The sequence below is a fragment of the uncultured Martelella sp. genome, from assembly GCF_963677965.2.
Lineage (GTDB): Bacteria > Pseudomonadota > Alphaproteobacteria > Rhizobiales > Rhizobiaceae > Martelella > Martelella mangrovi.
In genome coordinates, this window is sequence record NZ_CAXXFM010000001.1 from 2,756,088 (window position 1) to 2,768,235 (window position 12,148).

The 12,148-nt window shown below is 60.4% G+C and carries 13 protein-coding genes; all 13 read left to right on the forward strand.

Going from position 1 to position 12,148, the window contains the following annotated elements; genetic code table 11:
* The first annotated feature begins 30 nt into the window (after positions 1–30).
* The 13 genes from tsaD to sucC all read left to right on the forward strand — a co-directional run bounded on the left by tsaD (position 31) and on the right by sucC (position 12,142).
* Entirely contained in the window at positions 31–1,128 is a 1,098-nt protein-coding gene (gene tsaD / locus ACHZCU_RS12900) for a tRNA (adenosine(37)-N6)-threonylcarbamoyltransferase complex transferase subunit TsaD (protein WP_319519093.1), read from the forward strand.
* Positions 1,125–2,111, forward strand: coding sequence for an NAD(P)H-dependent glycerol-3-phosphate dehydrogenase (locus ACHZCU_RS12905; RefSeq protein ID WP_319519094.1), 987 nt, complete (start codon positions 1,125–1,127; stop codon positions 2,109–2,111). The genes tsaD and ACHZCU_RS12905 overlap by 4 nt, the downstream gene beginning before the upstream one ends.
* Positions 2,112–2,134: 23 nt before the next feature.
* Positions 2,135–2,428 carry a YciI family protein gene (locus ACHZCU_RS12910; protein WP_319519095.1) on the forward strand — a complete coding sequence of 98 codons (294 nt, stop codon included), beginning with the start codon at positions 2,135–2,137 and terminating at the stop codon, positions 2,426–2,428.
* A gap of 5 nt (positions 2,429–2,433) precedes the next feature.
* Complete coding sequence (locus tag ACHZCU_RS12915; protein WP_319519096.1) at positions 2,434–2,862, forward strand: EVE domain-containing protein; 429 nt, start codon at positions 2,434–2,436, stop codon at positions 2,860–2,862.
* A 242-nt stretch (positions 2,863–3,104) separates the two neighbouring features.
* Positions 3,105–3,776, forward strand: coding sequence for a methyltransferase (locus tag ACHZCU_RS12920; RefSeq protein WP_319519097.1), 672 nt, complete (start codon positions 3,105–3,107; stop codon positions 3,774–3,776).
* Positions 3,777–4,065: 289 nt separating this feature from the next.
* Positions 4,066–4,455, forward strand: coding sequence for a succinate dehydrogenase, cytochrome b556 subunit (sdhC, locus tag ACHZCU_RS12925; protein ID WP_319519098.1), 390 nt, complete (start codon positions 4,066–4,068; stop codon positions 4,453–4,455).
* A 16-nt stretch (positions 4,456–4,471) separates the two neighbouring features.
* Positions 4,472–4,852, forward strand: a complete 381-nt coding sequence (gene sdhD / locus ACHZCU_RS12930) for a succinate dehydrogenase, hydrophobic membrane anchor protein (RefSeq protein ID WP_106302482.1) — start codon at positions 4,472–4,474, stop codon at positions 4,850–4,852.
* A gap of 6 nt (positions 4,853–4,858) precedes the next feature.
* Complete coding sequence (sdhA, locus tag ACHZCU_RS12935) at positions 4,859–6,703, forward strand: succinate dehydrogenase flavoprotein subunit (protein ID WP_319519099.1); 1,845 nt, start codon at positions 4,859–4,861, stop codon at positions 6,701–6,703.
* Positions 6,704–6,719: 16 nt separating this feature from the next.
* The gene (locus ACHZCU_RS12940; RefSeq protein WP_106302479.1) at positions 6,720–7,499 is read left to right on the forward strand and encodes a succinate dehydrogenase iron-sulfur subunit; all 780 of its coding nucleotides are present in this window, start codon (positions 6,720–6,722) and stop codon (positions 7,497–7,499) included.
* Positions 7,500–7,902: 403 nt separating this feature from the next.
* Positions 7,903–8,499 carry a protease inhibitor Inh/omp19 family protein gene (locus ACHZCU_RS12945; RefSeq protein ID WP_319519100.1) on the forward strand — a complete coding sequence of 199 codons (597 nt, stop codon included), beginning with the start codon at positions 7,903–7,905 and terminating at the stop codon, positions 8,497–8,499.
* A 127-nt stretch (positions 8,500–8,626) separates the two neighbouring features.
* A complete protein-coding gene (gene zapE, locus ACHZCU_RS12950) occupies positions 8,627–9,778 on the forward strand; it encodes a cell division protein ZapE (protein ID WP_319519101.1) in 1,152 nt (383 codons plus the stop codon).
* A gap of 173 nt (positions 9,779–9,951) precedes the next feature.
* Positions 9,952–10,914 carry a malate dehydrogenase gene (gene mdh, locus ACHZCU_RS12955; RefSeq protein ID WP_319519102.1) on the forward strand — a complete coding sequence of 321 codons (963 nt, stop codon included), beginning with the start codon at positions 9,952–9,954 and terminating at the stop codon, positions 10,912–10,914.
* A gap of 31 nt (positions 10,915–10,945) precedes the next feature.
* The gene (gene sucC, locus ACHZCU_RS12960) at positions 10,946–12,142 is read left to right on the forward strand and encodes an ADP-forming succinate--CoA ligase subunit beta (protein WP_106302467.1); all 1,197 of its coding nucleotides are present in this window, start codon (positions 10,946–10,948) and stop codon (positions 12,140–12,142) included.
* The last annotated feature ends 6 nt before the right edge of the window (positions 12,143–12,148 follow it).

Here is a 12,148-nt window from a genome sequence, read left to right on the forward strand (position 1 = left end):
TGCGCGCCGCCGCAAATGTCGCCTGGGCCCATGAACAAGAAGACTGTCTTTCTCGGTATTGAATCGAGCTGTGATGAAACCGCCGCCGCCATTGTTGCGCGCGACGCCGATGGCCGCGGTGAAATCCTGGCCGATGTGGTGTTGAGCCAGCTGGAAGAACATGCAGCCTTCGGCGGCGTGGTGCCGGAAATTGCCGCGCGCGCCCATGTGGAGGCGATGGACCGGCTGATTGCCGAGGCGCTTGCGCGCTCCGGTGTTGCGCTGGAAGACCTTGACGGCATTGCCGCAACCGTCGGCCCCGGCCTTATCGGCGGGCTGATCGTCGGCGCGATGAGCGGCAAGGCGATTGCCTATGCAAGCGGAAAGCCGTTTTACGGCGTCAATCATCTGGAAGGCCATGCGCTGACGGCGCGGCTGACGGATGGCGTTTCCTTTCCCTTTCTGATGCTGCTGGTCTCCGGCGGGCACACCCAGATCGTGCTGGTGCGCGGTGTCGGGCAATATGAGCGCTGGGGCACGACCATCGACGATGCGCTGGGCGAGGCTTTCGACAAGACTGCAAAGCTGCTCGGACTGGGATATCCCGGCGGTCCGCAGGTGGAAGAGGCGGCAAAGACCGGTGACGCGAAGCGCATTCCGTTGCCACGCCCGATGAAGGGCGAGACGCGGCTTGATTTTTCCTTCTCCGGCCTCAAGACGGCCGTCCGGCAGGCCGCGCAGGGGATGGCGCCGCTGGAGGATCAGGATGTTGCCGACCTGTGTGCGGCCTTTCAATTCGCCGTTGCCGAGACCCTGCGCGATCGCGTCGGCCGCTCGCTTGCCCGTTTCAAGGCCGAAGGGCTTGCCGCAGATCAGCGCCCCGCGCTGGTCGTTGCCGGCGGTGTTGCCGCCAACAGCGCGATCCGGGCCATGCTGACATCCTTATGTGACAGGCAGGGTTTTGCCTTCGTGGCGCCGCCTTTCAGATTATGCACGGACAATGCGGTGATGATCGCCTGGGGCGGGCTCGAACGTGAGGCTGCCGGCTTTCCCGCCGACGGGCTTGATGCCGCCGTGCGTTCGCGCTGGCCGCTTGATGCCAAGGCGAGCGCGCTGATCGGCAGCGGAAAGAAAGGTGCGAAAGCATGAGTGAACAGAAAAAGACCGTCGTGATCGGCTCGGGTGCCTTCGGGACTGCGCTTGCTGCCGTTTTTGCCCATGAAGGCGAGGATGCCGTGACACTGCTTGGCCGCAATGCCGGGCTGATCGAAACGATGCGCGAAACCCGCCGGCATGAGGCGGTGCTGCCGGGTGTCGAGCTGCCGGCGGCGCTGGATTTCACCATTGATCCCGATATTCTCGGTCAGGCCGATACCGTTGTGCTTGCTGTTCCCGCTCAGGCACAGCGCGCTGCCGCACTTTACTACGCGCCTTATCTGAACCGCGAGGCTGTTATCGTTTCCGCCGCCAAGGGGATTGAGCGCGCGAGCGGCCGGCTGATCACCGATGTTTTGAACGAAACGCTGCCGCATCATCATGCTGGCGCGCTTTCCGGCCCCGGTTTCGCCATCGACCTTGCCCGCGGCAAGCCGATTGCCATGGCGCTGGCCTTCCGCAGCCGTGAAATCGCCCGCGAAACCGCCGAAATTCTCTCGGGCCGCACCTTCCGCATCTATGCCTCCGGCGATCCGGTCGGGGTGCAGATCGGCGGCGCGCTCAAGAATGTGCTGGCGATTGCCTGCGGTATTGTCGAAGGTGCGGATTATGGTGAATCGGCACGGGCAGCGCTGATTTCGCGCGGGCTTGCCGAAATGTCGCGGCTCGCCGTTGCCATGGGCGGCGAGGCGGAGACGGTCCGCGGCCTTTCCGGGCTCGGCGATCTCGTCCTGACCGGCTCGTCGCGTCAGTCGCGCAATTTCCGCTATGGCGTGGCGCTGGCGGAGGGTAATTTCGACAGCGTCAATGCAGCGCTTGTCGAGGGCGTCTACAGTGCTTCCGTGGCCAGCGAACTTGCATCCGACCATGGCGTGCAGATGCCGATCTCGAGTGCCGTCGCCCGCGTGCTTGACGGCAAGCTCGATATCGCTCAGGCGCTTGACGAACTGATGACCCGGCCGATCACGACCGAGTGAGAACCAGGAAAGAGGAGAACCAGATGATTTTCGCTGTTTTGTGCAAGGATAAGCCCGACCATCTTCATGTGCGCATGGAAAACCGCCCGCTGCATCTCGAATGGGTCGACGGGTTGAACGAGAACGGCACGCTGAAGATTGCCGGTCCGTTTCTCGATGCGCAGGAAAAGCCCTGTGGTTCCATGCTGCTGATCGAGGCGCAGGACCAGGCCTCGGCGGAAGCGATTGCCGCGCAGGATCCCTATGGCAAGGCCGGTCTCTTCGAAAAGGTCGAGGTCAAGCCGTTCAAGTGGCTCTACAACAATCCGGGAGTCTGATGCCGATGGCCTACTGGCTTTTCAAATCCGAGCCGTTCAAATTCTCCTGGGAGATGCTGAAGGCGAAAGGCGAAGCCGGCGAGGAATGGGACGGCGTGCGCAATTATCAGGCCCGCAACAATATGCGGGCCATGGAGATCGGCGACAGGGGCTTCTTCTACCACTCCAATGAGGGGCTGGAAGTCGTCGGCATCTGCGAAGTTTGCGCACTCGCCCATCACGACAGCACCACCGACGACCCGCGCTGGGAATGCGTCGATATTCGCGCGGTCGCCGACATGCCCAAACCGGTGACGCTGAAGGATGTGAAAGCCAACCCAAAGCTCGCCGACATGTCGCTCGTCACCTCGATGCGGCTTTCCGTGCAGCCGGTAAAGGAAGACGAATGGTTTGAAGTCTGCCGTATGGGCGGGCTCAACAACCCGCCGATGTGAGTGGTTCCATGCGGGGATTTGGGGATGCGGCCTTTTCATTCTCTCCACCTGCATCACCCTTCATCTATCTGCGTCATCCTCGGGCTTGACCCGAGGATCCAGGCAAATTGCTCCTGATTGGATGCGCGGGTCACGCCCGAGCATGACATAAGTTGGAGGGGGCGTGCTTCCACGAGGGCGGGTTGCCGGCTGTTCTGTTAATCCGGACACCAAAGGCCCCCTCCAAGCGTACAATCAGACCCATGACCACGCCGAAACAGCATTTCATCGTCGAAAACACCGATATCCTTGTCCCGCCGCATGTGCCGGAAATTCGTCTCCGGCTGGCAAGCGAGGTGCATGATCTCTGGTTGAAGACGGAGGAGGAGCTTGAGGCAATCGGGCTGCCGCCGCCGTTCTGGGCTTTCGCCTGGGCCGGCGGGCAGGGGTTGGCGCGTTATGTGCTCGATCACCCCGAATGCGTGAACGGGAAACGTGTCGTCGATTTTGCCACCGGCTCCGGCCTCGTTGCCATCGCGGCGGCGAAGGCTGGCGCTGCTTCCGTGCTGGCTGCCGATATCGACCACTGGTCCGGCGAAGCCGTCAGACTCAATGCCGCGCTCAACGATGTTTCCATCACATATACCGGCGACGATCTGATAGGCACGATGCCTTCCTGTGACGTCTTGCTGGCGGGCGATGTGTTCTATGACGCCGATTGGGCGGCGCGGCTGATACCGTGGTTCGAGACGCTGGCGAAAGCCGGGGTCACGGTTCTGGTCGGCGATCCGGGGCGGGCCTATTGTCCGAAAGAGCGGCTGGTGAGGCTCTGCGACTATCAGGTGCCGGTCACACGCGTTCTGGAAGATTCGGATGTGAAGAAAACAACCGTTTGGCGATTCGCGCCGTTAACGAATAACGCTCCCGAATTATAAATATGACAATTGTACTCATATTAAGTCGTTGAAATTTAACGAATCTCAAAGCCGGGTCCGGCGGGGCGCCCGAATATCCATGAATTTCAGCGGTTCAGGCCGCGATTTTGTCATAAACTGGTTTTTGTCAAACCGATTAAATTATTTTGCGCCCGCGAATGGGCTTGTCGCGGGCGTTTGTGGCGATTAAACCACAGGAGAGCATCGGCGCCGCCCAGCGTTGTCGGTAAGACTAGCAAGGGGTGGGACGCACACAGAATGCGCCTTTTGAAACACCCGCGAGGTTTTGATGGCCAACCCGACAAGCAACCGGCCCATGTCGCCGCACCTTCAGGTCTACAAATTTATCCCGAATTACGTCATGTCCGGTGTGCACCGCATTACCGGCGCCGTGATGTATTTCGGCACGGTCCTTCTTGCAGCCTGGCTGATTGCCACCGCCATGGGCGAGGGCGCCTTTGACTGTGTGAACTGGTTCTTCGGGTCCTGGCTGGGGCTTTTCGTCCTGTTCGGATACACGTGGTCTCTGGTGCACCACATGCTCGGCGGTCTGCGTCATTTCGGCTGGGACATGGGCTACGGGCTTGAAAAACACTTCGCCATCAAAGTTGCCACAGCGCTTCCGTTCGTATCGGTCTGTCTGACCGTGCTGATCTGGATTGTCGGGCTGGCGGTCTGAGGCAGGGAGACTTTCGATGAATATGCGTACACCGCTGAAAACCGTCCGCGGCCTTGGAGCCTCCCGCAAGGGGACCGAGCATTTCTGGATGCAGCGCCTGACGGCGCTTGCGCTCGTGCCGCTGGTTATCTTCTTCATTATTTTCCTGATCCGTTATGCCGGAGCGCCCTATGCCGAAGTGGCCGGCGCGCTTTCCAATCCGTTCGTGGCGGTTCTGATCGGCCTGATGGTTCTTGCAGGGCTGGTCCATGTCCATATCGGGATGCAGGAAATTATCTTCGACTACATTCAAAATGATCTCATCAAGTTCCTGACCTTGATGGCCAATACATGCTTCATGGTTCTGATCGGCGCGATCTGTCTGCTTGCCATCGTGAAGCTGGCATTTATGGGGTGATTGCAGATGGCAACGGAAACAAATAACGCCGCCAATGGCGGCAAGGCCTACAAATATGTCGACCATGCCTATGACGTGATTGTCGTCGGCGCGGGCGGCTCGGGCCTGCGCGCGACCCTCGGCATGGCCGAACAGGGCTTCAAGACGGCCTGCATTACCAAGGTCTTCCCGACGCGTTCGCACACGGTCGCAGCCCAGGGCGGCATCGCCGCTTCGCTGCAGAACATGACGCCCGACAGCTGGCAGTGGCATCTCTATGACACCGTCAAGGGCTCCGACTGGCTCGGCGATGTCGACGCCATGCAGTATATGGTGATGGAAGCGCCGAAGGCGGTTTACGAGCTGGAACATTACGGCGTTCCGTTCTCGCGAAACGAAGAGGGCAAGATCTATCAGCGCCCGTTCGGCGGCCATATGCAGAATTACGGCGACGGCCCGCCGGTTCAGCGCACCTGCGCTGCCGCCGACCGTACCGGCCACGCCATCCTGCACACGCTTTACGGCCAGTCGCTGCGCCACAATGCCGAGTTCTTCATCGAGTATTTCGCGCTCGACCTGATCATGAACGATGACGGCGTTTGCACCGGTGTTGTTGCCTGGAACCTCGATGACGGCACGATCCATCGCTTCTCCGCCAAAATGGTGGTGCTGGCCACCGGCGGTTACGGCCGCGCCTTCTTCTCCGCCACCTCCGCGCATACCTGCACCGGCGACGGCGCGGGCATGATCGCGCGTGCCGGCCTGCCGCTGCAGGATATGGAATTCGTGCAGTTCCACCCGACCGGCATTTACGGCGCGGGCTGCCTGATTACTGAAGGCGCACGCGGCGAGGGCGGGTATCTCACCAACTCCGAGGGCGAACGCTTCATGGAACGTTATGCGCCGTCGGCCAAGGATCTGGCCTCGCGCGATGTGGTGTCGCGCTGCATGACGCTGGAAATCCGCGAAGGCCGCGGCGTCGGCAAGAACAAGGATCATATCTTCCTGCATCTTGACCATCTCGACCCGGCCATTCTTGCCGAGCGCCTTCCGGGCATTTCGGAAAGCGCGCGCATCTTCTCCGGCGTCGACGTCACCCGCGAGCCGATTCCGGTTCTGCCGACGGTTCACTACAATATGGGCGGTATTCCGACCAATTACTGGGGTGAAGTGCTGAACGCCGATGCCGAAAACCCCGAACGCGTCGCGCCCGGCCTGATGGCTGTGGGCGAGGCGGGTTGCGCCTCGGTTCACGGTGCCAACCGTCTCGGCTCCAACTCGCTGATCGACCTTGTGGTCTTCGGCCGTGCCGCCGCCATCCGTGCAGCACAGGTCATCGACCGCGAAGCGCCCATTCCGGCGCTGAACACGGCGGCCTGCGACAGGATCATGGAGCGTTTCGACACCATCCGCCACGCCAGCGGCTCGCAGCCGACGGCTGTGCTGCGCGACAAGATGCAGCGCGCCATGCAGGAAGATGCGGCCGTGTTCCGCACGCAGGAATCGCTCGAACAGGGTTGCGAGCGCATCAGCGCAATCTGGGGAGAGCTTCCGGACGTCAAGGTCACCGACCGGTCGATGATCTGGAACTCCGATCTCGTCGAAACGCTGGAGCTTTACAACCTGATGGCCTGCGCAATCACCACGGTCTACGGCGCGGAAGCGCGCAAGGAAAGCCGTGGCGCCCATGCGCGTGAGGACTATGCCGAGGGTCCGCTTTCCGGTCGCGACGACGAGAACTGGCGCAAGCACACGCTCTCCTGGGTCAGTGAGGCCGGCGAGGTAAAACTCGATTACCGCCCGGTTCATCAGGACCTGATTGCCGAGGGCATCGACATCAAGAAGATCGCGCCGAAAGCCCGCGTGTACTGATCGAGAGGAAAAGGAAATGGCTGATTTAGTTCTTCCAAAGAACTCGAGGATCAAGAAGGGCAAGACCTGGCCGAAACCGGACGGGGCATCCAATCTGCGCGAGTTCAAGATTTATCGCTGGAACCCGGACGACGGCGAAAATCCGAGCATCGATACCTATTATATCGATCTCGACGATTGCGGGCCGATGGTTCTCGATGCGCTGCTGTACATCAAGAACAATATCGACCCGACGCTGACGCTGCGCCGCTCCTGTCGCGAGGGCATCTGCGGTTCCTGCGCGATGAATATCGACGGCACCAATACGCTCGCCTGCACCAAGGGCATGGACGAGATCAAGGGTGCGGTGAAGATCTATCCGCTGCCGCACATGCCGGTGGTCAAGGATCTGGTGCCGGATCTCAACATCTTCTACGCGCAGCACCGCTCCATCGAGCCCTGGCTGAAGACGGTTTCGCCGCCGCCAGCCAAGGAATGGAAGCAGAGCCATGAGGACCGGACCAAGCTGGACGGGCTTTACGAGTGCATCCTGTGCGCCTGCTGCTCGACCTCCTGTCCCTCCTATTGGTGGAACGGCGAGCGCTATCTCGGCCCGGCTGTGCTGCTGCAGGCCTATCGCTGGCTGATGGACAGCCGCGACGAAGCCACCGGCGAGCGGCTCGACAATCTGGAAGACCCCTTCCGGCTTTATCGCTGCCACACGATCATGAACTGCACCCAGGCCTGTCCGAAGGGGCTGAACCCGGCCAAGGCAATCGCCGGCATTAAGAAGATGATGGTCGAACGCGCGGTCTGATAGCCGTTTTGGGTTACGGGAAACAGCCACCGAAATGGGTCTTTTCGTCCCGGCCTCTTGCGGCCTTGCGAAAACGCACGATATGATCGCTGTCAATCGTAATACCAAGAGTCAATGATTAGAACCCATATGATGCGCGCTGGAATGGTCATCCGAGTAGGAAAATACCGCAGAGCGATGCTCAAGCATCGCGCGAGGATTTTGACGCCCTCGGTGGCCATTCCAGCCGCACCCTTCAAGGGCCGGGCGCTTTTGAAAGCCCGCGTCGTTGAAAATCCTCGCCGTAGCTATGGCTACGACTGCGGTTTTCGCCTGGCTGGCTTTCAAAATCGCTCCGGTCATATGGCTTCTAATCATTGACTCTTGGTATAAATGGCCGAGGACGAACGGGAGTTTCGAATAGATGGTTCAAAAGGTTCTGATCGCAACAGCGGTTGCCTCGGTTCTGGCGCTCAGCGCCTGCCAGCGGACGAGTTATTATCAAAACCAGCCCGCACCGCAGCCGCAGCCCTTGACGCCGGCGCCCGCCGGGCAGGTGCAAAGTGGCAATCTGCCGCCGCCGGGCGGCCAGCAGGGCACCTATAATTCCGGCACCTATCAGCCCGGACAGGCGCCGGCCAATACCGCGAATGCCGGCAATACCGGCCAGTTCCCGGCAGCGCCCGGCGCACCGACAGGCGGTGGCGGCATGGGCAATGTCGCCGCGCCGGCCGGCGCGATGCCGCTGTCCAATTCCGCGCTGGTGGGCAGCTGGAAGGTCAATGAAGGCGGTGTCCAGTGCGACATGTTCCTGACGCTCACCAATCTCGGTGACGGTCTTCGCGGCGGCACCCGCGGCTGCACCGGCGGTCTTTCCCAGATGAAGTCCTGGGGCATCAACGGCGATCAGGTCGTGCTGAACGATGCCAATGGCTACGCGATTGCCCGGCTTTACAAGACAGCCGACAATCGCATTGAAGGCCAGGGCAGTGCCGGCCAGCAGGTCGTCCTCAGCCGCTAAATCCGAAAATCTTCAAGGGCTCGTCTAAGGCGGGCCCTTTCCCGTTTCTGATTCCTCGGATAAAGCCGTGTCAGGCTTTCAGCCGCGTTTTTCCGCGGCATATCCCTATTTTATCCGGAAATATTTCATGGCTGCGACGTCCGTTACCCAACGTCTTGAGACGATGACCGATGAAGGCACCCTCAAGGCTGACCCCGCGCAATTTGCCGTCGCAGGTGCGCTTGACCGTGTTCTGGAGGCGCTGGCCGATGTGAAACCGGCCGGAAAGGGCGGCGGCAAGCTCTCACGGCTGTTCGGTCGTTCGCGCCGTTCCGACGGGCCGCTGGCGGAGGGGCTTTATATCTACGGCAGTGTCGGGCGCGGCAAGACCATGCTGATGGATATGTTCTTCGAGGCTGCGCCGATTGCCGACAAGCGCCGCGCCCATTTCCATGCCTTCATGGCCGATGTTCAGGAACGGATAAGCCAGCATCGGCGCAGGCTGAAGGCCGGTGAGGTGAAGGAGGCCGACCCGATCGGGCCGGTTGCCGAGCAGATCATCGGCGAAAACCGGCTGCTGTGCTTCGATGAGTTCACGGTCACGGACATCGCCGATGCGATGATCCTGTCGCGCCTGTTTTCCGCTCTGTTCGAACGCGGCTGCGTCTTGGTGGCGACCTCGAATGTGGCGCCGGACGACCTTTACAAGGATGGGCTCAATCGTGGCCTGTTCCTGCCGTTTATCAAGACGCTGAAGGAAAATGTCACGGTAACGACACTCGATTCCGATACCGATTATCGCATGGAGAAGTTCGAGGGGCGGCCGGTCTACCTCACGCCGCTCAACGCGGAAACGCGGCAGAAAATGGATGAGACCTGGAAGGTGGCGACGGGCGGTGCTGCAAGCAAACCGGAAGAAATCGAGTTGCGCGGACGCAAGCTGCATGTGCCGCAGGCAAGCGGCAGCTTTGCGCGGTTTACCTTTGACGACCTGTGCAAGAAGCCGCTGGGCGCTGCCGACTACATGGCCATCACGGATCGGTTCAACACCGTGTTCATTGATGACGTGCCGGTGCTAGCGGCGGGGCAACGCAATGAAATCAAACGCTTTATCATTCTCGTCGATACGCTCTACGATCGGACGGTCCGCACGGTGATTTCCGCAGAAACCCTGCCGGAGGAACTTCTGGTTGAGCGGCACGGGCGAGAGGGTTTTGAATTCGAGCGCACGGCTTCACGACTTTTTGAAATGCGCAGTACCGATTACCTGGCCGCCCACAGGGAGAAATGGGCGAAATAAGGGCAGGCTTTCGGTATTGTTTGACGTATACGTAAAGTAATTCGTATCTAACCGATTGAAAATATTGAGGGTGGAAAAACCGGTTGAAAATTGGCGCGTTTGCCGATATCCCAACATCGTCATGGGCACGGTTTTGACCATCGTCCAGAAATGAGTTTTCAGAGGATACATTCATGGCGCGCAATAAAATCGCATTGATCGGTTCAGGCATGATCGGGGGGACGCTCGCGCATCTGGCGGGTTTGAAGGAGCTGGGCGATGTCGTTCTGTTCGATATCGCGGACGGTCTGCCGCAGGGCAAGGCGCTGGATATCGCGGAATCGTCGCCGGTCGATGGTTTTGATGCAAAGCTTTCGGGCGCTTCCGACTATTCGGCTATCGAAGGTGCGGATGTCTGCATCGTCACCGCCGGTGTCCCGCGCAAGCCGGGCATGAGCCGTGATGATCTTCTCGGCATCAATCTCAAGGTCATGGAAGCTGTCGGCGAGGGCATCAAGAAATATGCCCCGAACGCCTTCGTGATCTGCATCACCAACCCGCTCGACGCCATGGTCTGGGCGCTGCAGAAGTTCTCCGGCCTGCCCGCTGAAAAGGTTGTCGGCATGGCCGGCGTGCTCGACTCGGCCCGTTTCCGCTACTTCCTCGCCGAGGAATTCAACGTTTCCGTCGAAGATGTCACCGCCTTCGTTCTTGGCGGCCACGGCGACACCATGGTGCCGGTCGCGCAGTATTCGACCGTTGCCGGTATTCCGCTGCCCGATCTGGTCAAGATGGGCTGGACCACCCAGGAAAAGCTCGACGCCATCATCGATCGCACCCGCAAGGGCGGCGGCGAGATCGTTGCGCTTCTGAAGAACGGCTCGGCTTATTATGCACCGGCAGCCTCCGCCATTGCCATGGCCGAAAGCTACCTGAAGGACAAGAAGCGCGTTCTGCCGGCTGCTGCACTGCTGACCGGTCAGTATGGCGTTGACGGCATGTATGTCGGCGTGCCGATCGTCATCGGTGAAGGCGGCGTTGAGCGCGTTGTCGAGATTGACCTTCAGGGCGAAGACAAGGCCGGCTTCGAAAAGTCGGTGGACGCCGTCAAGGGTCTTTGCGACGCCTGCAAGGACATCGCCCCCGCTCTGAAATAAGCCGCTTTCTTTAAAAAGGACGGATATCCGCATGAATATTCATGAATACCAGGCCAAGGCTCTTCTCAAGAGCTATGGCGCGCCGGTTGCCGATGGCGTTGCCATCCTGAGCGCCGATGAGGTCGAGGCCGCGGTCGGCAAGCTTCCCGGTCCGCTTTACGTGGTCAAGAGCCAGATCCACGCCGGCGGGCGCGGCAAGGGCAAGTTCAAGGAACTGCCGGCAGACGCCAAGGGCGGCGTGCGCCTGGCCAAGTCGGCCGACGAGGTCAAGGCTTTCGTCAACGAGATGCTCGGCAACACGCTGGTGACCAAGCAGACCGGCCCGGCCGGCAAGCAGGTCAACCGCCTCTACATCGAAGACGGCGCCGATATCGACCGCGAACTCTACTGCTCGCTGCTGGTCGATCGTGCGGTCGGTCAGGTCGCTTTCGTGGTTTCCACCGAAGGCGGCATGGACATCGAAACGGTGGCGGAAGAAACCCCGGACAAGATCGTTACCGTGGCGATTGATCCGGAAACCGGCGTCACTGCTTCGAATGTCCGGACGCTGTGCGAAGCGCTGAAGCTTGAGGGCGATGCGGTTGCCGATGCCGAGCGTCTGTTCCCGATCCTCTACAAGGCCTTTGTTGAAAAGGACATGAGCCTTCTCGAGATCAACCCGCTGATCGTCATGGAAAACGGCCATCTGCGCGTGCTCGACGCCAAGGTGTCGTTCGACGGCAATGCGCTGTTCCGCCACGACGATGTCCGCGAACTGCGCGACACGACGGAAGAAGACGCCAAGGAAATCGAAGCGTCGAAATATGACCTCGCCTATGTGGCGCTGGACGGCAATATCGGCTGCATGGTCAATGGTGCCGGTCTTGCCATGGCGACGATGGACATCATCAAGCTTTACGGCGCGGAACCGGCCAACTTCCTCGACGTCGGCGGCGGCGCTTCGAAGGAAAAGGTCACGGCGGCCTTCAAGATCATCACTGCCGATCCGGCTGTGAAGGGTATTCTGGTCAACATCTTCGGCGGCATCATGCGTTGCGACGTGATCGCGGAAGGCGTGATCGCGGCCGTCAAGGAAGTCGGCCTCAAGGTGCCGTTGGTTGTTCGCCTGGAAGGCACCAATGTCGACCTCGGCAAGAAGATCATCGACGAATCCGGTCTGAATGTCATCTCCGCCGACGATCTCGACGACGCGGCGCAGAAAATCGTTGCGGCCGTGAAGGAGGCCTGAGTACCC